The sequence below is a fragment of the Pseudomonas sp. IPO3774 genome, from assembly GCF_013386835.1.
In the GTDB taxonomy this organism is placed as follows: Bacteria; Pseudomonadota; Gammaproteobacteria; order Pseudomonadales; family Pseudomonadaceae; genus Aquipseudomonas.
The window spans coordinates 93,704-113,355 of record NZ_JACAQY010000029.1 but is presented as its reverse complement, the minus strand read 5'-3'; the positions used below and the strand labels follow the sequence as shown (position 1 = coordinate 113,355).

17 protein-coding genes are annotated in these 19,652 nt (G+C 62.2%); 6 read left to right on the top strand and 11 right to left on the bottom strand.

Annotation, left to right across the window (positions count from 1 at the left end):
- Window positions 1-38: 38 nt before the first annotated feature.
- From HYE77_RS17355 to HYE77_RS17330, 6 genes are all read right to left on the bottom strand, one after another.
- Complete coding sequence (locus HYE77_RS17355; RefSeq protein ID WP_177069041.1) at window positions 39-1,157, bottom strand: succinylglutamate desuccinylase/aspartoacylase family protein; 1,119 nt, start codon at window positions 1,155-1,157, stop codon at window positions 39-41.
- A 207-nt stretch (window positions 1,158-1,364) separates the two neighbouring features.
- The gene (locus HYE77_RS17350) at window positions 1,365-2,618 is read right to left on the bottom strand and encodes an OprD family porin (RefSeq protein ID WP_008437109.1); all 1,254 of its coding nucleotides are present in this window, start codon (window positions 2,616-2,618) and stop codon (window positions 1,365-1,367) included.
- 112 nt (window positions 2,619-2,730) lie between these two features.
- Entirely contained in the window at window positions 2,731-4,374 is a 1,644-nt protein-coding gene (locus HYE77_RS17345; protein ID WP_177041696.1) for an ABC transporter ATP-binding protein, read from the bottom strand.
- Window positions 4,371-5,249: an ABC transporter permease gene (locus tag HYE77_RS17340; RefSeq protein ID WP_168197512.1), complete on the bottom strand. Its 879-nt coding sequence runs from the start codon at window positions 5,247-5,249 to the stop codon at window positions 4,371-4,373. The genes HYE77_RS17345 and HYE77_RS17340 overlap by 4 nt, the downstream gene beginning before the upstream one ends.
- On the bottom strand, window positions 5,246-6,187 hold the full coding sequence (locus HYE77_RS17335; RefSeq protein ID WP_003208135.1) for an ABC transporter permease: 942 nt from the start codon (window positions 6,185-6,187) through the stop codon (window positions 5,246-5,248). Before HYE77_RS17335 ends, HYE77_RS17340 begins: the two co-directional genes overlap by 4 nt.
- A gap of 2 nt (window positions 6,188-6,189) precedes the next feature.
- A complete protein-coding gene (locus tag HYE77_RS17330; protein ID WP_003208134.1) occupies window positions 6,190-7,749 on the bottom strand; it encodes an ABC transporter substrate-binding protein in 1,560 nt (519 codons plus the stop codon).
- Between the two features lie 389 nt (window positions 7,750-8,138).
- On the opposite strand from HYE77_RS17330, the gene HYE77_RS17325 reads away from it, so the two are divergent.
- Window positions 8,139-9,053, top strand: coding sequence for a LysR substrate-binding domain-containing protein (locus HYE77_RS17325; protein WP_003208132.1), 915 nt, complete (start codon window positions 8,139-8,141; stop codon window positions 9,051-9,053).
- A 25-nt stretch (window positions 9,054-9,078) separates the two neighbouring features.
- Window positions 9,079-10,509, top strand: coding sequence for a serine hydrolase (locus HYE77_RS17320; RefSeq protein ID WP_177069040.1), 1,431 nt, complete (start codon window positions 9,079-9,081; stop codon window positions 10,507-10,509).
- Here HYE77_RS17320 and nadE read toward each other — a convergent pair.
- The 3 genes from nadE to HYE77_RS17305 are packed head-to-tail and all read right to left on the bottom strand — an operon-like array spanning window position 10,489 to window position 13,190.
- Window positions 10,489-11,304 carry an ammonia-dependent NAD(+) synthetase gene (gene nadE / locus HYE77_RS17315; protein ID WP_087694155.1) on the bottom strand — a complete coding sequence of 272 codons (816 nt, stop codon included), beginning with the start codon at window positions 11,302-11,304 and terminating at the stop codon, window positions 10,489-10,491. The two genes, HYE77_RS17320 and nadE, sit on opposite strands and share 21 nt — an antisense overlap.
- Before the next feature lies 1 nt (window position 11,305).
- Window positions 11,306-12,532, bottom strand: a complete 1,227-nt coding sequence (gene pncB, locus HYE77_RS17310; protein WP_177069039.1) for a nicotinate phosphoribosyltransferase — start codon at window positions 12,530-12,532, stop codon at window positions 11,306-11,308.
- 10 nt (window positions 12,533-12,542) lie between these two features.
- Window positions 12,543-13,190 (bottom strand): nicotinamidase, encoded by a 648-nt coding sequence (locus HYE77_RS17305; protein ID WP_003208124.1) that lies wholly within the window; start codon window positions 13,188-13,190, stop codon window positions 12,543-12,545.
- Between the two features lie 147 nt (window positions 13,191-13,337).
- Here HYE77_RS17305 and HYE77_RS17300 point away from each other — a divergent pair, with 147 nt between their 5' ends.
- Window positions 13,338-14,045 carry an NUDIX hydrolase gene (locus tag HYE77_RS17300; RefSeq protein ID WP_008437074.1) on the top strand — a complete coding sequence of 236 codons (708 nt, stop codon included), beginning with the start codon at window positions 13,338-13,340 and terminating at the stop codon, window positions 14,043-14,045.
- Between the two features lie 163 nt (window positions 14,046-14,208).
- On the opposite strand, the gene HYE77_RS17295 is transcribed toward HYE77_RS17300, so the two are convergent.
- Window positions 14,209-14,982 (bottom strand): L-iditol 2-dehydrogenase, encoded by a 774-nt coding sequence (locus tag HYE77_RS17295; RefSeq protein WP_003208119.1) that lies wholly within the window; start codon window positions 14,980-14,982, stop codon window positions 14,209-14,211.
- Window positions 14,983-15,004: 22 nt separating this feature from the next.
- The gene (locus HYE77_RS17290) at window positions 15,005-16,315 is read right to left on the bottom strand and encodes a sugar ABC transporter substrate-binding protein (protein WP_177069038.1); all 1,311 of its coding nucleotides are present in this window, start codon (window positions 16,313-16,315) and stop codon (window positions 15,005-15,007) included.
- 214 nt (window positions 16,316-16,529) lie between these two features.
- On the opposite strand from HYE77_RS17290, the gene HYE77_RS17285 reads away from it, so the two are divergent.
- From HYE77_RS17285 to HYE77_RS17275, 3 genes are all read left to right on the top strand, one after another.
- On the top strand, window positions 16,530-17,480 hold the full coding sequence (locus HYE77_RS17285; RefSeq protein WP_087694157.1) for an AraC family transcriptional regulator: 951 nt from the start codon (window positions 16,530-16,532) through the stop codon (window positions 17,478-17,480).
- A gap of 155 nt (window positions 17,481-17,635) precedes the next feature.
- Window positions 17,636-18,592, top strand: a complete 957-nt coding sequence (locus HYE77_RS17280; RefSeq protein WP_032899590.1) for a nucleoside-specific channel-forming protein Tsx — start codon at window positions 17,636-17,638, stop codon at window positions 18,590-18,592.
- Window positions 18,593-18,612: 20 nt separating this feature from the next.
- Window positions 18,613-19,650 (top strand): purine nucleoside permease, encoded by a 1,038-nt coding sequence (locus tag HYE77_RS17275; RefSeq protein ID WP_008437067.1) that lies wholly within the window; start codon window positions 18,613-18,615, stop codon window positions 19,648-19,650.
- Window positions 19,651-19,652 lie beyond the last annotated feature (2 nt).

The window sequence follows — 19,652 nt, the reverse complement described above, 5'->3', positions numbered from 1 at the left end:
CCGCTCCCACATTTTGACCGTATTCCATAGCTGGCAAATCAGGCGCTGAGTAGCTTGCCGCTGCGAATCGGCGTGGCACCGGACACCCGGCCCAGCGGGTCGCCCGGCTTCACAAAGCGCACGTCACGGCGCATGTACAACACGCCGGTGTTGTGGCTGCAAACCGTGGTGGCCTGCCCACTGTGGGGATCAACGATATCGAACAACGCCTGCCCGGCCTCGATGCGACTGCCCACCGCCGCCCGGTGTACCAGCACCCCGGCGCACGGCGCATAAAACTGTTCGCTGCCGGCCAACGGCGTCGCCGGGTTACGCAGGGCTGGCAAAGGCCGTGGCGCGCCTTCAACCGCGCCCAGGTGGGTCAGGTAATCAATGATCGCCGTGGCGTCATGTTCTGCCAGTTCATAGGACACATCCCGCTGGCCACGATGCTCGACGGTCACCGCCACGCTGCTGTCCGGAATCGGAAACCGATCGCCAAACCGCTCACGCAGGTTGACCCACAGCAGGTACAGCGCCTCATCGAACGAGTTGGCCTGGGAATCGGTGGCCAGCAACGAGGCTTCAGAGCCGATGTAGCGCGCCAGCGGCTCCACGGTCGCCCACACTGCCTCGCCGGTGTACACATGCATCGCCGCTTCGCGGGAGCAGTGCAGGTCCAGCACGATGTCGGCATCGTGGGCCAGCAGCATCAGGGTGCGTTGCAGCGACTGGAATTCGTCCAGCGGCGCCGCGTCCAGCAGACATTCGCCCCAGGCCTGGCGGATCAGTTGGCGGTTGGCGTCGATGTCCTGGCCCAGCAGGTGCTCGATCCTGTCGGCGATTGCCTGGTACGGCACCGGAAAGCCCCGGTTGTAATTACGCCCGCTGCCCAGTTCGAAACGCCCGCTGGGCGCGCCCATGATGTATTGGCTCAGCCCGGTGGGGTTGGCCACGGCCACCAGCACGATTTGCGCATTCAGCCGGTTGGCATTTTCCAGTTCTACCAATTGCCGGCGCAGGTGCGCGGCCACCAGCAGCGCTGGGGTTTCGTCGGCATGCAGCGCCGCCTGGATATAGATTTTTCGACTTGCACCCATTGCACCGTAATGCTCACTGTCCACGTGCCTGTGGGTACCTGGTGTCGCTTGCAGCAAGGGGTGTGATTTAAGTTTCATAAACCGGAAATCTCGATATTCGAGTGATGAACGCTGAAGAAATATTAACGAGCCGGCGTGATCGTCTGTAAGGGCGGCCCACACTATCTTGATCTGGTAATCCGATCAGTGTGGGAGCTGGCTTGCCTGCGATGGCGGTGGGTCAGCCAGCCTATTCCGTGACTGACCCACCGCCATCGCGGGCAAGCCCGCTCCCACAGTGGGTGGTTACCAGAGCGCCAGGGTGTAACCCAGCATCACGCGGTTCTCGTTAACGTCGTTGAAGTAGTTGCCTTTGCTCAGCGCATTGCGCCAGCGCATCGACACGCCCTTGAAGGGCCCGTTCTGCACCACGTAGCCCAGGTCCAGGTCGCGCTCCCACTCGCGGCCTTCGCGGTTGAAGCCGAGCACTTCAGCCGAATCACCCTTGGCGTACTTGATCCCAAACAACAGGCCGGGCAAGCCGAGATCGGCGAAGTTGTAGTCGTAGCGGGCGTGCCAGGCTCGCTCCCTGGTTTGGGTGAAGTTGCTGAACTGGTACTCGGTGAACAGGTAGGTGATGGAGCCGTCCAGGTAGGTAAACGGCGTGGTGCCGTATTGCTGCTGGAAGCCGCCGCCGATGCTGTGCCCGCCGTACTGGTAGGTCAGGCGGCTGCTCAAGGCGCTGTTGTCGACCTTGCCCGCCAGGCCCGCGCCGTCCTTGTCCGACTTGAAGTAGCGCACGTCGGTTTTCAGCGTGCCCGGCCCCAGGCCGAAGTTGTTCTTGAAGCCCACGTATTGCTGCTGGTAGATGCTGTCCAGCGCCGCGAAGTGGTAGCTGAGCAAGGTGTTTGGGGTCAGCGAGTAGTCGCCACCGGCAAAGCGGAACTGGTCGCTCAGGGCGGTGCTCTTGTAGACCTTGCTCACCGTGGTCAGCTTCATGTCTTCGTAGTTGGTGGAGTCACGGTCCTTGGCCTGGTCGATCTGCCCGAGGGTGATTTTCAGGTTGCTGATGTCGTTGGACACCAGCTGGGTGCCGCTGAAGGACTGCGGAAACAGACGGCTGGTGTTGGGTTGCAGGATCGGAAGGTCCGGCACCAGGTAGCCCACACGCAGCTCGCTTTTGGCGAAGCGGGCCTTGGCGGTCACCCCAAGCTTGGAGTACTCGTCGGAGACATTCTTGTCGCTGTCACGCTGCAGCAAACCGGTACCGGACAGCCCCGGGCTGGAGTCGAGTTTCACCCCCAGCATGCCGGTCAGGTCCAGGCCGAAGCCCACGGTGCCTTCGGTGAAACCGGACTTGATACCGAGGATAAAACCTTGGGCCCACTCGGCGCGCATCGACTGGGAAGCGGCCTCGCGGTAGTCACGGTTGAAGTAGTAGTTCTTCAAGTCCAGCGTACCGCTGCTGTCCTTGATGAAGTCTGCATGGGCCAGTGACGGGACCAGCCCGCTGCTGACAACGCCGACGCCGGTGATGAGTTGAGTCAGGGATTTTTTCATTTTTTTAGCTCCTGGCAGTGGGGTGGGGGTTGGTGTTTTTATTGTTCATCGGGCATGGCTTCGCCGTTCGCGCAAATCGGCGATTTGCGCGGCGGGTGACGTCAGTCCTGGGTTACAGCGCTAGCGGTACGGGGCCCTGGCGGATGCGGTAGCCACCGTTTTCAAGTTTCTCCAAGGGGCTGGCGGCGGCCAGCAGCTTGCGGGTGTAGGGGTGCTGCGGGCGGTCGAAGATCTCGTCGCGGGCACCCATTTCCACCACCCTGCCCTCGCTCATCACCGCCACCCGGTGGGCGATGCGTTCCACCGCCGCCAGGTCGTGGGAGATGAACAGGCAGGCAAAGCCGTACTGCGCCTGCAGGCGTTCGAACAGCTCGAGGATCTGCTTCTGGATGGTCATGTCCAACGCCGAGATCGGCTCATCGGCAATCACCAGTCGCGGGTGCCGCACCAGCGCCCGGCCAATGGCCACCCGTTGACGCTGGCCACCGGACAACTGGTGCGGGAAGCGGTCGACAAACTGTTCCGCCAGGCCGATGTCCACCAGGGTTTTCGCCACCCGCTCACGACGCTGCGCGGGCGTCATGCCGGGCACATGGCGCAGGGGTTCGGCGAGGATGTCGCCAATCTTCATGCGCGGGTCGAGGGACGAATACGGGTCCTGGAAAATCATCTGGCATTGCAGGCGATGGTCACGGTTGCCAGCCTTGAGAATGTCCACGCCCTCAAACTCGATGGCACCGGAACACGGGCTGTTCAGGCCGACAATCGCCCGGCCGAGGGTGGTCTTGCCCGAGCCGCTGCCGCCCACCAGCGCCAGGGTTTCCCCCGGGGCGATGGACAGATTTGCCGAATGCACCACCCGCTTGAACTGGCTGCGGCCCCACAGGCTGCGCGGCCCCGGGTGCTCGATGCACACGTCCTTGACCGTCAGCAACGGCCGGTCCGCCTTGGGCAAGGCTGCCAGGGTGCCGCGCCGCGGCAGGGCCTCGAGCAGTTGCCGGGTGTACTCGGCCTTGGGCGCCAGCAGGATCTGCTCGATGGTGCCCTGCTCCACCGCGCGGCCTTCGCGCATCACCACCACTTTGTCGGCGTAGCGCGCCACCAGCGACAGGTCGTGGCTGATAAACAGGATCGCCGTGCCCTGCTCGCGGGTAAGGTCGAGCATCAGTTTCAACACGTCCAGTTGCGCCAGGCAATCCAGGGCCGTGGTGGGCTCGTCGGCAATCAGCAAGGCCGGGCGCAGCAGCATCACCGAGGCGAGCATGATGCGCTGGCGCATGCCGCCGGAGAACTCGTGGGGAAACGCCGCCAGGCAACGCTCGGCGTCCTTGATGCCGATATGCCCGAGCATCTCCAGGCTGCGCTCGCGGATCTGCGCATCGCTCAGCCTGGTGTGCAGGCGCAGGCCCTCGGCCATTTGCTCGCCGATGCTCATGGACGGGTTGAGGGACACCATGGGTTCCTGGAACACCATGCCGATCTTCGCCCCGCGCAACTGGCGCAATTGCTCCGGCGCAAGGCTGCCCAGGTCATGGCCCTGGAAACGCACCTGGCCGCTGCATTGTGCAAGCGGCGGTGGCAACAGGCCGATGGCGGCGCGGGCGGCCATGGTTTTGCCGCTGCCGGACTCGCCCACCAGCGCCACGATTTCGCCGGGGGCGATGGTGAAGCTCAGGTCATTGACCGCCAGCGGGCCGTTGGCCCCCACGCGGATTTTCAGCTGGTCGACTGCCAGAAGGATGTCAGTCATGGTCATTTACTCATCCGCGGGTCGAGACGATCGCGCAAGGCATCGCCGCACAGGTTGAACGCCAGCAACGCCATGGCGATGCAGACACCGGGAAACAGCCCCAGCCAGCTGGCCGTGGCGATATACGGCCGGCTGGCGGCGAGCATGTTGCCCCAGGTGGCGGCCGGCGGCGGGACGCCCAGGCCGAGGAAACTCAGGGAGCTTTCCGCCAGGATCGCCCAGCCGAACATACTGGTGGCCAGCACGCACACCGGCGCCACGCAGTTCGGCGCGATGTGCCGCAGCATGGTGTACAGCTCGGAGTTACCGATCACCCGCGAGGCTTCGACAAACTCTTTCTCGCGCAACGACAACACCGTGCCGCGCACCACCCGCACCACCGACGGTGTGTAGGCCAGGCTCAAGGCAAACACGATGCCGTACAGGCTCGGGCCGATGATCGCCATCAAGCCCAGGGCCAGCAGGATCCCGGGAAACGCCAGCAACGCATCGTTGACCATCATCAAGCCCCGGTCGACCCAGCCCCGCAGGAACCCGGCCAGCAGGCCCAGTACCGTGCCGGCGGTGATCGCCAGCGTCACCGTCAACACACTCACCCACAGGCTGGTGTGCGCGCCGATCATCAGGCGGCTCAGCACGTCGCGACCGTACTCGTCAGTGCCCAGCCAGTGCGCGGCGGTGGGCGCCTGCAAGCGCGCCAGCAGGTTCAAGGCCAACGGGTCATGGGGCGTCCAGACCAGGCCCAGCAAGGCCATGATCAACAACAAGGCCAGCAGCAGCGCACCGATCAGCGCGTTCAGCGGCGGCACACGCCAGGCCCTGGGGGCACGCGCCGGTGCCGGCAACAGCACCTCGGGTGCGACAGGTAGAGGCTTATTCATAACTTAACCCTGGGGTCGAAGAGCGGGTACAGCAGGTCCACCAACAGGTTGACCAGCACATAAACAAAGGTCACCAGCAGCAGGCAGCCTTGCAGCACGGGGTAGTCCCGGGCGTAGATGGCGTCGACCATCAGCCGGCCGATACCTGGCAGGGTGAACACGGTTTCGAGCACCGCGATGCCGCTGAGCAGGTTGCCGAGGATCAGGCCGATCAGGGTCAGGGTCGGTGCAAACGAGTTGCGCAGCGCATGGCGCCACAACACCGCCCGCTCCGACAAACCCTTGGCGCGGGCATGGGTGATGTATTCCAGGCGCAGCACTTCAATTGCACTGGCCCGGGCCATGCGGGTGATCGCGCCGAGTTCCACCAACGTCAGCGTGACAATCGGCAGCACGATAAAACTCAAGGCCTGCCACGGCGATTGGCCGAACGACACGTAACCCACCACCGGCAGCCAGCCGAGCTTGATGCCGAACGCGTAGAGCAACAGCAGGCCCAGCCAGAAACTCGGGATCGACAGCAACAGGGTCGCGGTGGAGACCACGCCAAAGTCCAGGGAACTGTTCTGTTTCCACGCCGAGAGCAAGCCCGCCGGTACCGCAATCAACGCCGCGAGCAACACCGAGACCAGCACGATCCCGGCACTCACCTGGAAGCGGTCAAGGATCAGCGGCAACACCGCTTCATTGGTGGTGATGGAATGCCCGAGGTCGCCGCTGAGCACCGCCTTGAGCCAGATCACAAACTGCAGCGGCAGCGGCTGGTCCAGGCCCAGGGACGCACGGGCGACCTCCAGGCTGTGGGCATCGGCCATGTCGCCGAGCATCAGCAGCGCCGGATCACCGGGCACCAGGCGGATGATCGCGAACACCATCAGCGAGATCAGCAGCAAGGTCGGGATCGACATCGCCAGCCGTTGAAAGATGAAACGCAACATCCTCAGTTACTCCCGGTCGCAGGCACGCTGACGGTCCACAGGCGCGGCTTGGACACCGGCCAGGTGCGCAGGCCTTTGACGTAATCACGGCTGGCGGCGATGGCGTTGCCGTTGTACATCGGGATCATCGGCACGTCCTTGAGCATCTGCTGATGCAGTTGGTCGAACAGCGCCTGGCGCTTGCTGATATCGCCTTCGCGCTGGGCTTCACGCAGCCATTCCTGGGCCTGGGGGTTGTCCCAGACCTTGCGCGCTTCCTTGTCCTTGTCGCCGGTCATCGAGTCGAAACTCAGGGCCGGGTCAAGGCGTTCGGAATACGGGAACGCCATCATCTGGTAGTTGCCGGTCTGGTAGCGCTCCAGCTGGGTGCCCCACTCCAGGGTTTCCAGTTCCAGGTTGATGCCGCTGGCCTTGGCCATGGCTTGCACGAACACGCCCATGTCGAAGATCGCGGCGTAGCGCTTGTTGACGATCAGTTTGATTGGCTGGCCTTTATAGCCAGCTTCCCGCAGCAGTTGGGCGGTCTTGGCCGGGTCGAAATCGAAGCCCTGGTTCTCGATTGCCTGGTGGTAGTGGCTGCCACTGGCGACCATCGAATTGTTGGCCTGGGAACGGCCACCGGTCAGGGCGGCGACGATTTGTGCGGAGTCCAGCGAATGGGCGATGGCCTGGCGCAGGCGCACATCTTTGAGCAAGGGGTCGCGGGTCTGGAACAGCAACGCGTTGACTGACATGGTGCCGCTGGAGGTGACCTTGATGCCGGGGTTGGCAGCCAGTTCGGTGGCGTCCAGCGGCGTGACGTCAATCAGCAGGTCGACGTTCTTCGACAGCAAGGCCGCCTTGGCCGCCGCCGGGTCCGGGATCACCAGCAGGCGCACGCGGTCGAGGGTCGTGGTTTTATTGCCGGTGTAGCCATCCGGCTCTTTCTCGTCCCGCGGGGTGTAGTTGGCGTTGCGCAGCAGGTCGATGTATTGGCCGGGCTTCCACTCGCCCAGGCGGAACGGGCCGGTGCCGATGGGGGCTTTCCACTGGCCGTCGACCACCGAGTCGGGGTGCAGGATGCCGCTGCCACCGCATTCCGGCAGCGCGGTGCTGGTGAGGAACAGGCCGTTGGGCTTGTCCAGGGTAAACACCACGGTGAGTGGGTCCGGGGCGCTCATGTCGACGATTTTCGCGCCGCCATGGCCGTCGAATTCAGGGGCGCAGCGCCATTGGGTTTTCGGGTCGAGGTAGTGTTTCCAGGTCCACAGCACTTCGGCGGAGGTCAGTGGCGCACCGTTCTGGAACTTGACCCCGTTGCGCAGGTGGAAGGTGTAGCGCAGGCCGTCGTCGGACACCTGCACGTCTTTGGCCAGCAGCGGGCCGACGGTGGCATCTTCACGGAAGGCCACCAGTCCTTCGGTAATGTGCAAGATGACGGCGTCGGAATTGGTGTCACGGTTGACGCCTGGCTCGGTGCTGCGAATGTCGGCGTTCAACGCGACTTTCAATAGATTCTCGGCGTGGGCAGTGCCCACCAGCGCGGCGGACAAGGCGCCAGCCAGGAATAAAGTCTTGTTCATGATAAATGCACCTTGAATGATCCTTACGCTTGGGTTCGGACGCTGGCAGGACCCAAAAAGAGGCACGGCCGAACACCTGAATAGTTGTTGTTGTTTTAGTCGCTGATTACGGTTTGCGAATGTTCCTGGAACGATCTTATTCGCCACCCGATCAACTTGAGAAGAACGCTCCGAGTGATCGGGCTCGGTTTATCCGATCATCAACCGTCCGTGGGTTGCCCTGGCCTTACCGTACCGAGAAATCAGGGCCTTGAGCTGGAAAAGATGGGGTTTTCCTGATCAGAAATAATGATCGCGATCATCCAGACCGATCTGTGCTCACCTATAGTCATCAGATAAGCTGGCTGGCATTCAATGGTTTAAATGCAGCACTGAGCGAGCCCACCGTCATGACCCTCACCCATCTTCGCGCGTTCTGCTCCGTGGTTGAAAAAGGCAGCTTCCGCTCGGCCGCACGCCAGTTGGATGTGGCCCAAAGCACATTGACCCAGTCAATCCAGACCCTCGAAAAGGAACTCGGGGTGGTGCTGCTGCAACGCTCCAACCAAGGCATCAACCTGACCCCGGCCGGCGAGGTGTTCCTGGCCCGTGCCCGTTCCATCACTCTCGACTGCGAACGTGCCCTGCTCGACCTGCAACCCTGGAAGGGCGAGCCCGAAGGCCATATCGCCCTGGGCGTCACCTCCGAACCCTTGGCCGAATTGCTGCTGCCGGTACTGAGCAACTTCACCCAGCGCTTCCCGCGCATGCAGGTGCACGTGGCCAGCGGCACCACCAAGGGCCTGGTGGAAAAAGTCCGCGATGGCCGCCTGGATTTCGTCTTGTGCCCGCTGGCGCCCAACGTGGCCGATATCGACCTGGCCATCGACCGCCTCTACAGCTCAAACGCCGGCATCATTGCGCGCAAGGGCCACCCGCAGGCCCACGCAAAATCCGTGCAAGCCCTCACCGACTGCCAGTGGATCAGCGTACGCCCGGCCGGCGTAGTGGGCGGCGCGGAGAACCGCTTGATCGAGCTGTTCCGTACCCAGGGCCTGGCGCCGCCAAAGATTGCGATCACCACTGATTCGTTGCTGGAAACCCTGCACATCGTATCGGAAACCGATTACCTGACCATCGAACCGCGCATGCTGCCGGGGATGAAGCTGTTCTCCAGTGCCCTGACCACCATCGCCATCGAAGAACCGCTGGCGACCCGCGATGTATGCCTGATCAGCCGCCGTTCATCGCCGCTCACCAGCGTCAGCCAGGAACTGACCAGCATGCTGATTTCCTATTCGCGGCTAGTGCACCGCAGCCGTTGATTTCCCTCCCCCTACGAGCCTGTTTATGCCCATGTCCTACGATGGTTTGTCCCGCGCCAGCGCCAGCAGCGTCGGCGTTGATCCCGAGCACCTGATTGCCTTTCTCGATGAAGTGAAAGCGGCCGGCCTCGACCTGCAAGGCCTGATGCTGCACCGCCACGGCCACGTGGTCGCCGAAGGCTGGAGCTGGCCGGTGGACCCCAACGAGCCGCGGGTATTGCACTCGGTGGCCAAGAGCTTCACCGCCTGCGCCATTGGCCTGGCCGTGGATGAAGGCTTGCTGAAACTGGATGACCGGCTGGTGGCGTTCTTTGCGGAGTGTGTGCCGATGGATGCCGACCCGCGCCTGGCGGACATGACCGTAGAACACCTGCTGACCATGCGCACCGGCCACGCCACCAATACCTCGGGTTCAGTGTGGCGGGGTATCGAGACCAGCTGGATTGCCGAGTTCTTCAAGATTCCGCTGGCTTATGCACCGGGCACCACCTACGTCTATACGAGTGCGGCCAGCTACATGCTCTCGGCGCTGATCAACAAGGTCACCGGGCAAACCTTGCACGCGTACCTCAAGCCCCGGCTGTTTGTACCGCTGGAGATCCATAATGAAAGCTGGGACATCGGCCCCGATGGCGTGAATCCCGGCGGCAATGGCTTGAAGGCGCCGACCTCGGCCATGCTCAAGCTGGGTGTGCTGCATGCACAAGGCGGCGTGTGGCATGGCAAGCAGGTTCTACCGGCGGCCTGGGTTGCAGCGGCCACCCGACCACAAGGCGGGCCGGACAGCCGCTACGGTTATCACTGGATGATGAAACCGGCACACGCCTTCAGCGCTGTCGGGGTGTTTGTGCAGATGGCGATGGTGTTCCGCGAGTACGGTGCAACGCTGGTGGTGATCGGCGGGATGAAGAATTCGGCGGAGCTGATTCCGTTTGTCGAGCGGCATTTTCCGGCGGCGTTTGGCGATGATTGCACGATCAAACCCGAAGCGGATGCACGGTTGGAGCAGCGTCTGGCGAGCATGGCACAGCGGCCTGAGTTGCTTTCAGCGTGTGCAGGGCCGAGAGATTTCACGGGCGTGTATCAGGTAGAGCCCAACGGGCTGGATGTGCAGCAATTGGCGTTCGCCGTCGAAGGCAATGTACTGCGCTTCCAACTGACCGACAGCAAGGCGACTCATGCCCTAGAGGTGGGGATTGATCACTGGATCGCCGGCACCACCAACATGCCGGGCCGGGCGTTACACCACGGTTATGAGTTCAAGGATGCGCAGATCGTTGCCGGCGCGCGCTGGCTGGATACCAGGACGCTGGAGATGACCTGGATCTACCCGCAAACCGCGTTTCGCGATCGGGTGGTGTGCGAGTTTGACGGTGACCGCGTGAGTGTGGCGCGTACGGTCAACGTCAACAGTGCCGGGAAGGAGCAGGAAACCCTAGTCGGGAACAGCCGGTAATGCTCGCTTGTGGGCGGTCTTGAGGTAGGCGCTCTCGACAATCGCCCTCACCCGCTCACTCACTGCCTCGCCCATCAGGTAGCGGTCGATCTCGTCGTAGCTGCAGCCATACGCCAACTCATCCGGCTTGCCCGGTGCCAGTTCTTCCAGGTCGGCAGTCGGTGCCTTGGCCACCAACTGCCGTGGCCCGCCAAGGGCGCTGGCCAGCAGGCGCACCTGGGTCTTGGTCAGCCCTGAGAGCGGCGCCAGGTCGCAGGCGCCGTCACCGAACTTGGTGAAAAACCCCATCAGCGCCTCCGCGCCATGGTCGGTGCCCACCACCAGGCCGTTGTGCAGGTTCGCCACGGCGTACTGCGCCATCATCCGCGCCCGGGCCTTGACGTTGCCCTTGATAAAGTCGATGCGTTCAGCGCTGGCTTGCGCGGCAGACAGGCTGCCCATCAGCCCGTCGACGCAGGCGGCGATGTTCAGCGTCTCGATACGGTCCGGTGCGATAAAATCCAGGGAAGCCTGGGCGTCGCGCTCGTCCGCCTGGGTTTTATAGGGCAGGCGCATGGCAATAAACCGCGCCTCGTAGCCTTCGTTGCGCAGTTGTTCCACTGCCAGTTGGCACAGGCGCCCGGCGGTCAGTGAGTCGACACCGCCGCTGATGCCCAGCACCAGCGCATGGCAGCCGGACTGGCGCAAGGTGCCCTTGATGAAGTCGATGCGCCGTTGCAGCTCAGCTCCCTCGCCCCCCTTGCCGAGCAGCCGGTTGATCTTCAGTTCTTGTGCGATACGTGCCTGAGTGTCCATGTCACACCCCCAGTTGCGGATTGACGTTGCCGACGTTGAACACCTGCGCCGCATACTGCAGGAACGAGGCGTCTTCGCAGACGTTCTTGATCGGGTCATCGGAGAATTTCACCACCGGCTCGCCGTGCACCCGCACCAGTTTCATCACGATGCTCAGCGGCTCTACTCCGTCGACATCACAGGCCAGGCTGGTGCCCATGCCAAAGCCGAACTTGGCCTTGCCCCGCACGTGCTGCAGGATCGGCAGGCATTTCTCGAAATTCAGGCCATCGGAGAACATCAGGTCCTTGGTCATCGGGTCGATGCCCAGCTCCTTGTAGCGGGCCAACACCTTGTCGGCCCAGACGATCGGGTCACCGGAGTCCTGGCGCAAACCGTCGTACAGCTTGGCAAAGTACAGGTCGAAATCCTTGAGGAAAAAGTCGGTGCTGATGCAGTCGGTCAGGGCGATACCCAAGCGCCCACGGTATTCGCGCACCCAGTTTTCCAGCGCCGCATTCTGGCTTTCCCGCAGCCGCCCCAGTTGCTGGTGCACCATCAGCCACTGGTGGGCCATGGTGCCGATCAGCGGCAGGTCGAATTCGTAGGCCAGGTGCGCATTGCTGGTGCCGATGAACTGGCCGGGAAAGTCGCGGCGCATGATGTCGACCACTTCACGCTGGGCCTTGAACGACAACCGCCGGCGGGTGGAGAAGTCCGAGACACGCAGGTCGGCCAGTTCGTCGCGGGTGAGGTTTTTCTCCAGCCAGTCGAATTTCTGGTAGAGCTTGCGGGTGACGTCTTCGAGGCTGACGTCGGGGTATTTGTCGCGGTTGCGCAGCTCGCTGACCAGGGCCAATACCGGCTGTTCGAACATGATGCAGTGCAGCATCGGGCCGACCACGCGGACGTTCAGTTGGCCGTCGATTTCACTGACGTGGATATAGCGCAGGTTGAAGCGGAACAGCCCCAGGAAGCGCTCGAAATCCGGGGTCAAGTACTCACGGCGCTGGTTGAACAGAAAGCGCAGCTCGCCTTCGCGCATGCTGAGGCCGGCGAGTTTTTCCAGCTCCACCCGCAGCTCGGGAATCAGGTGCCCCAGTTTCTCTCTGGAGCGGACGATGAACTGGTATTCCACATCGACATTCGGGTGCTGGTGCAACACGGCCTGCATCATGGTGAAGGTGTAGTAGTCGGTGTCCAGCAGGCCCTGGATCACAGCGTTTTCGTAGTCGTATGCACTTTCCATGAGGTACTCCTTAACGCGCGGCCATCGCGGCCAGTTCTTCCCGATTGCGGGTAATTACAACGCCTGCTTGTTGCAAATGGCTGACCGCCTGCACACCGCCCTCCTCGCTGATGCCACGGCATGCCGGCAGGTGCAGGATCACCTCGAAACCGGCCTTGAGCAGTTGCAAGGCGGTGGTCTTGACGCAGTAGTCCAGGGCCAGGCCGCCGACAATCACACGCTGGATGCCTTGGGCATTGAGGTATTCGATAACGCCGGTGGAGAGTTTGTCGTGGAGGTCGTGGTAGCAGGCGCCGTAGGGATGCAGGTCGGGTTCGACGCCCTTCCAGATGAAGTAGTCGTAGTCATAAGGCGTGGGCAATTCGTCCAACAGGGTGAAACCTTCAGTGCCGGGCACACAGTGGGCGACCCAGGTGACATCGGCATGTACCAGCCCGGTGGGTTGCAGCATCTCGCTGTGCTGTTGCACCACCCAGGGCGCGTGCGGGGTATGGGCGTCCTTGCTGCCGACACGGCGCGCGGCGAGGCTGGCCATGTAATTGAGCTCGGCGCCGATCTGGTCACCGCCAGCGACCGGCAATTCGTTGGGGCACAGCGGTGTGAAGCTCTTCTGGGCGTCAACGTCGAATGAGGCGATAGCGTTCTTAGAGACGGTCATGGTCGTGTTCTCCTGTGGCCTGGATATAAAAGTACACGTCATGTACTTTCATAGCAAGAAACATTTTGTTATCTATGCTGGATCAAGTACACGACACACCCGTTTGATCCGTTAGACTGTGCCCCACCGCTGCCAACAGGACCCGACATGCCAGACCACGCCCCAACCCTTAGCGCCTACCTGCACACCGTGGACTTGTGCGTGCTGTTCTATTGCCGTGCATCCGGGGAACTGAAGATATTGCTCAACCAGCGCGACGCCGAGCCCTTCGCCGGGCACTGGGCCTTGCCCGGTGTAGTGGTGAATGGCGGCGTGCAAGATCTGAGCCTGCAGGATGCCGTGGAGCGGTTGCGGGCCAGTGACAAGGTTGGGTTGCCGCTGGCCTGGTATGAGCAAGTGGGGACGGTGGGCGATGCGTTTCGCGATCCGCGCTGCTGGTCGTCGTCGACCTATTACCTGGCGATCGTGGCTGATGAGGTGGAGCTGGGGGGGCATCAAAAGTGGTGCTCTGTTGATGCCGTGGCGACTGGCGGGGTCAAGCTGCCCTTCGATCACAACGCGATTGTGGCAGCGGTACAGGAAAGGCTGTTTTCCAAGTCGCTATACAGCAGCTTGCCATTGATGTTTTTGGGCAATGAGTTCAGTGCGCCGGAGGCGACTACGATCTTTTCGCTGGTATTGGCGCGGCCGGTGCTGAAGACCAGTATTCGCCAGCGGTTGCTGAAGTTGACCGAGGCCGGTTTTTTGCGGGAGACGGGGCGCAAGAAGCATGGCGAGGGCGGACGGCCGCAGGCGACAGTGGAGAATCTGAAGCCTGGGGCAGTGTACTTCTTTGATCGCAGCTTTGCCGAATAAGACCAAGCCCCCTTCCCGGGGCAATGAAGATCAACTGTGGGAGCGGGCTTGCTCGCGAATGCGGAGTGTCAGTCGCCGGATAGATTGACTGATACACCGCTTTCGCGAGCAAGCCCGCTCCCACAGTTTTTGATCTGCGATGGTTCGAGGAGCTGCGTCCCGCTCAATTCATCCAGTTGCCGCCGTCGACGTTGTAGGTCTGGGCAACCACGTAGTCGGCTTCTTTGGACGCGAGGAAAACCGCCATTCCGGTCAAATCCTCGGCAGTCCCCATCCGCCCAAACGGTACCTCTGCTCCTACGCGCTTTTTCTTCTCGCCCAACGGCAGCCCTTCGTGCTTGGCAAACATCGCGTCCACCCCGTCCCAATGCTCGCCGTCCACCACTCCCGGCGCGATGGCGTTCACGTTGATGCCCTGCTTGATCAGATTCAGCCCCGCCGATTGCGTGAGGCTGATCACCGCCGCCTTGGTCGCGCAGTACACCGCCACCAGAGGCTCACCCCGGCGCCCGGCCTGGCTGGCCATGTTGATGATCTTGCCGCCATGCCCCTGCTTGATCATCTGCCGGGCCGCCGCCTGCAAGGTGAACAACGTACCGGCGACGTTGATCGAGAACAGCCGGTCGAAGCTCTCGCGGGTGATGTCGGTGATGGGCGCCAGGTCGAACAAGGCGGCGTTGTTGATCAGAATGTCGAGCTTGCCGGCCTGCGCCACCACGGCGGCAATCGCGGCATCGATGGACGCCTGGTCGGTGACATCCATCGCCACCGCGTAGGCCTTCGGGCCCAGCTCCGTGGCGGTGGCCCGCGCCCGCTCCAGGTTGATGTCGGCGATGGCGACGGTCGCGCCTTCGTTGATGTAGGCCTGGGCAAACGCCCGGCCAATGCCCCGCGCGCTGCCGGTGACCAGCGCACTTTTACCTTCCAGTCGTTTCATCAATGCAGTGTCCCTGAGGTGATTATTTCGGGTAGCCGGCGCGTTTCATTTCACGCTCGGTGGTGGACTGCGCCTCGGCCAGTGCCTTGTCGACCGTCATGCCGCCGGTGAGCGCTGCCGAAAACAGCTTACCCACCGAGGTGCCGATGGCCTGGAACTCGGGGATCGTCACGTATTGGATGCCCACGTACGGCACGGGTTTGGCCGACGGGTGCGCGGGGTCGGCGTGTTGCATCATCTGCAAGGTCACCTTGGCGAACGGCGCTGCGGCCAGGTACGCCGCGTTGTAGGTGGACTGGCGCGTGCCCGGCGGTACGTTGGTGATGCCGTCCTTATCCGCTACCAGCTGGATGTATTCCTTGGAGGTGGCCCAGGTGATAAAGGCTCTGGCGGCGTCCTTGTGCTTGGAGGTGGCCGGGATTGCCAGGGACCAGGCGTACAGCCACGACGAACCCTTGTCGGTGACCTCGGTGGGTGCGGCGGCAAAACCCACGCTGTCGGCGACTTTGCTTTGGGTTTTATCGGTGGTGAACGAGCCGGCAACGCTGGCGTCGACCCAGATCGCGCATTTGCCGCTGTTGAACAGCGCCAGGGTTTCGTTGAAACCGTTGCTGGAGACGCCCGGCGGGCCATAGTTTTTCAGGGTGTTGACGTAGAAGTTCGCCGCCGCCGTCCACTCGGGACTGGTCAGCTCGGGTTTCCATTGTTCGTCGAACCAGCGTGCACCAAAGGCGTTGGCCATGGTGCTCAGCAACGCGATGTTTTCACCCCAGCCGGCCTTGCCCCGCAGGCACATGCCGTATTGGTCCTTGGCGGGCTGGTTGAGCTTGGCGGCGAACTCCCCCAGCTGGGTCCAGGTCGGATGCTCGGGCATCGCCAGGCCGGCCTGCTTGAACAGGTCGGTGCGGTAATAGGTGACGGTGCTTTCGCCATAGAACGGCAACGCGTAGAGGGTGTTGTTCACCGACAGGCCCTGGCGTACCGCGGGGAAGATGTCTTCCACGTCGTAGTCGGCGGGCAGCGGCGTGATCGGCTCCAGCCAGTGTTTGGCACCCCACAGCGGGGTTTCATAGGTGCCGATGGTCAGTACGTCGAATTGGCCGCCCTGGGTCGCGATGTCGGTGGTGAGGCGTTGGCGCAGGACGTTTTCTTCGAGCACCACCCAATTGAGTTTCACCTCGGGGTGCTGCTGTTCGAACACCTTGGACAGGCGCTGCATGCGGATCATGTCGCTGTTGTTGACCGTGGCGATGGTCACGGTTTCGGCAGCATGTGCGGCCATCGCGAGCGTGAGGCCGGAGAGCAGGAACAGCGCTTTCGGAATCTTGAGCATGGCGGTTTCCACTTATTGTTTTTGTTGTTGACGGCCCGATTACAGCAGCTTGCCCAACGCCGGACAAACGACTGGCGGATGCCCGGCTGATACTTTTTTAACCGCATCGCCAAGATCAAAAAAGTATCAGTGGCGGGCAAAACCCGGGGTAGCGGCTACTTGAACAAAGGGCGTATTTTGGTGCCATTCCAAAAAGCCCAGAAGGGCCAAGCCCATGCCTGCAAGCCGATCCGCCCTTTTCGAGCAGCGCCCCGCCGAGCTGGAAGTGATTCTGGCCGAGCCCGAGCATGGCTTTCGCTGGTACGAACATGACTATCCGTTCGAGCTGGCCCGCTGGAACCATCACCCCGAATTTGAAATCCACCTGATCCGCCAGGGCAGCGGCAAGCTCGTGGCGGGCGACTATATCGGTGCGTTTGGCGCCGGCCATGTCGCACTGATCGGCCCCGACCTGCCCCACGACTGGATCGGCGACCTGGCCCCCGGCGAGTACCTGACGGGGCGCGATGTGGTGTTGCAGTTCGATGGCGCCGCATTGCTGGCCCTGCGCACCACGCTGCCTGAGCTGGGCGACCTGCAAGGCCTGTTTGACCGGGCCCGGCGCGGCCTGGAATTCACCGGTGAAACCGCCCTGAAGGCTGCGCACCTGCTGGAGTCCATCGGCCCCGCCGAGGGCCTGGCGCGCCTGATTCTGTTCATCCAGTTACTGCATACCTTGGGGCAGGCACCCTCCGGGGAAGCCCATTGCCTGGCCAGTGCCTGCTACACGCCAAGCCTGGATGCCCGCAGCTCGGAGCGTATCCACAAGGCCTTCGAATACCTGATGACGGAATTGACCGGCGACCTGCGGCTGTCGGTGATCGCCCAACGGCTGGACATGAGCGAACCGGGCTTCTCGCGTTTTTTCAAGCGCGTCACCGGCCACGGCTTTATCGACCTGATGCGCAAGTTCCGGGTGCAGCGCGCCTGCCGCCTGTTGCTGCAAAGCGAGATGTCAGTGGCCGATATCTGCTTTGAAGTGGGCTACGCCAACCTCTCCAACTTCAACCGGCACTTTCGCATCGAGATGAACCAGACGCCCAGCGAATATCGCCGGGAAACCGCGATGTACCTGTTTAACCGCAATGGCGATCAGGCGCTGCCGTTTACCAAGGCGCATTTCTGACCAAAAGGCCGACTATTTCCCACTTTTCTCAATTCCTTCATGCAATTGACACAAATTGGTACAACCTGTGCAAACGTTTGCGGAACGAACTTGGCAACCAGGTTCACCTCAACCCGAAGAATCGGGCCCCAACCGCGTACGAACAGGGATTTTCAATGCAACCCACTTCCAGACGATCCGCGTCGGCTACCCCTTTTGCTGTTTCCCTGCTACTGGCTGCCGTTACGGGAGTACTCAGCGGACCCATTTTGGCGCAGGAAAAACCCACCGATGACTCAGCACAGGGCGAAGCCCTGGCCCCGGAAGCCAGCCCGTCGAAAAAAGGCGTGTACCTGTCGGACTGGTTCAACCAGGACCTGACGGTGATCGGCAGCAAAGACATCAGCTTCGGCCCCAAACCCGCCGATGACGTGTACCTGGAGTACGAATACTTCGGCCGCAAGGGCCCGTTCGAACTGTATGGCTACGTCGACATCCCGAAGATCTTCGGGATCGGCAACAGCAACGACAAAGGCGCGTGGGACCACGGCTCGCCGGTGTTCATGGAGCACGAACCGCGCATCTCCATCGACTACCTGGCTGGTCGCAGCCTGGCCATCGGCCCGTTCAAGGAATGGTATGTGGCGTTTGACTGGATCTACGACCACGGCAGCAACAAGGACAACCGTGCCAACACCTTGTACAGCGGCCTGGGCACCGACATCGAGACCCACTCGCGGGTCAACCTGTCGGCCAACTTCTATGGCCGTTACCAGTGGGAAAACTACGGCGCCAGCAACGAATACTCATGGGACGGCTACCGTGCGCAGATGAAATACATCGTGCCCATCGGCAGCTTCGACAATGGTGCGTCGCTGACCTATATCGGCTTCACCAACTACGATTTCGGCTCGGATCTGCACAAAGACAACCCCGCGCGCACTGCCAACTCCCTGGTTGCAACAAACGTGCTGTTGTATTCGTTCACTCACCTGCGTTTCACCCTGGTAGGCCGTTACTTCCACAACGGCGGCAACTGGGAAGACGGCAGCGAGCTGAACTTTGGCGACGGCAATTTCCGCGCTCGCTCCAACGGCTGGGGTTACTACGCCGGTGTGGGCTATCAATTCTGAGTGTGAACAAGGAGCAGTAGATGAAGACCTTTACCCGCCTTTCAATCGCCATCGGCCTGGCCGCCGGGGCGCTGTTGCCGCATGTCGTGCTGGCTGATGCCCCGGCCCCGATCAAGCCCAAGGTGATGCTGATCACCATGTTCGCCCCCGAAGCGCAGAACTGGATCGACCGCCTGGAACTCAAGCAGGAAGTTCGCGTGCCAGGCTTGTCGGCCGAGTATCCAGTGATCCGCTGCAACACCCAGGACGTGTGCCTGCTGGTGACCGGCATGGGCCAGACCAACGCTGCCGCCTCGACCCTGGCGCTGGCGTTGTCGCCCAAGTTCGACCTGCGCCAGAGCTACTTCCTGATCGCCGGGATCGCCGGGATCAACCCGCACCATGGCACCATCGGCACCGCCGCGTGGGCCCATTACCTGGTGGAATTCGGAACCCAATGGGAACTGGATTCACGGGACGCGCCGAAGGACTGGCCGACCGGCTATATCGGCATCAATACCAAGGGGCCGAACGAGAAGCCGCCGCTGGACTACAAGACCGAAGTGTTCGAGCTCAATCCCAAGCTGCAAGCCAAGGCGTTTGCGCTGTCGCAAAAAGTCGAGCTCAGTGAAAGCAAGGAGTCCACGGCCTGGCGCAAACACTATCCGTACGCGCCTGCCAATCAGCCGCCCCAGGTCACCCGGTGCGACACCCTGGCGGGCAATACCTGGTTCTCCGGGACGCGCCTGAGTGAGCGCGCCGAGGTCTGGACCAAATTGCTGACGGACAATAAAGGCGTGTACTGCACCACCCAGCAGGAAGACAACTCCACCTATGAAGCGTTGCTGCGGGCCAGCCGTGAAGGGTTGGTGGATATCAATCGCCTGGCGGTGGTGCGGGCCGGTTCCGACTTTGATCGGCCGTACCCGGGCTACAGCGAAGTGGACAACCTGCTGAAGTATGCGGACCAGGGCGGATTTGTGCCGGCGCTGGAGAACCTGTATCGCACCGGTAATCCGCTGGTGCAGGCAATTCTGAAGAACTGGTCGGCGTGGGAAAAAGGCGTTCCCGAAGCCTGAAC

Excerpts from the sequence above, each read along its gene's own strand:
- HYE77_RS17355 (WP_177069041.1), bottom strand. The coding sequence starts at position 1,157 with ATGAAACTTAAATCACACCCCTTGCTGCAAGCGACACCAGGTACCCAC.
- HYE77_RS17350 (WP_008437109.1), bottom strand. The coding sequence starts at position 2,618 with ATGAAAAAATCCCTGACTCAACTCATCACCGGCGTCGGCGTTGTCAGC.
- HYE77_RS17345 (WP_177041696.1), bottom strand. The coding sequence starts at position 4,374 with ATGACCATGACTGACATCCTTCTGGCAGTCGACCAGCTGAAAATCCGC.
- HYE77_RS17340 (WP_168197512.1), bottom strand. The coding sequence starts at position 5,249 with ATGAATAAGCCTCTACCTGTCGCACCCGAGGTGCTGTTGCCGGCACCG.
- HYE77_RS17335 (WP_003208135.1), bottom strand. The coding sequence starts at position 6,187 with ATGTTGCGTTTCATCTTTCAACGGCTGGCGATGTCGATCCCGACCTTG.
- HYE77_RS17330 (WP_003208134.1), bottom strand. The coding sequence starts at position 7,749 with ATGAACAAGACTTTATTCCTGGCTGGCGCCTTGTCCGCCGCGCTGGTG.
- HYE77_RS17325 (WP_003208132.1), top strand. The coding sequence starts at position 8,139 with ATGACCCTCACCCATCTTCGCGCGTTCTGCTCCGTGGTTGAAAAAGGC.
- HYE77_RS17320 (WP_177069040.1), top strand. The coding sequence starts at position 9,079 with ATGCCCATGTCCTACGATGGTTTGTCCCGCGCCAGCGCCAGCAGCGTC.
- nadE (WP_087694155.1), bottom strand. The coding sequence starts at position 11,304 with ATGGACACTCAGGCACGTATCGCACAAGAACTGAAGATCAACCGGCTG.
- pncB (WP_177069039.1), bottom strand. The coding sequence starts at position 12,532 with ATGGAAAGTGCATACGACTACGAAAACGCTGTGATCCAGGGCCTGCTG.
- HYE77_RS17305 (WP_003208124.1), bottom strand. The coding sequence starts at position 13,190 with ATGACCGTCTCTAAGAACGCTATCGCCTCATTCGACGTTGACGCCCAG.
- HYE77_RS17300 (WP_008437074.1), top strand. The coding sequence starts at position 13,338 with ATGCCAGACCACGCCCCAACCCTTAGCGCCTACCTGCACACCGTGGAC.
- HYE77_RS17295 (WP_003208119.1), bottom strand. The coding sequence starts at position 14,982 with ATGAAACGACTGGAAGGTAAAAGTGCGCTGGTCACCGGCAGCGCGCGG.
- HYE77_RS17290 (WP_177069038.1), bottom strand. The coding sequence starts at position 16,315 with ATGCTCAAGATTCCGAAAGCGCTGTTCCTGCTCTCCGGCCTCACGCTC.
- HYE77_RS17285 (WP_087694157.1), top strand. The coding sequence starts at position 16,530 with ATGCCTGCAAGCCGATCCGCCCTTTTCGAGCAGCGCCCCGCCGAGCTG.
- HYE77_RS17280 (WP_032899590.1), top strand. The coding sequence starts at position 17,636 with ATGCAACCCACTTCCAGACGATCCGCGTCGGCTACCCCTTTTGCTGTT.
- HYE77_RS17275 (WP_008437067.1), top strand. The coding sequence starts at position 18,613 with ATGAAGACCTTTACCCGCCTTTCAATCGCCATCGGCCTGGCCGCCGGG.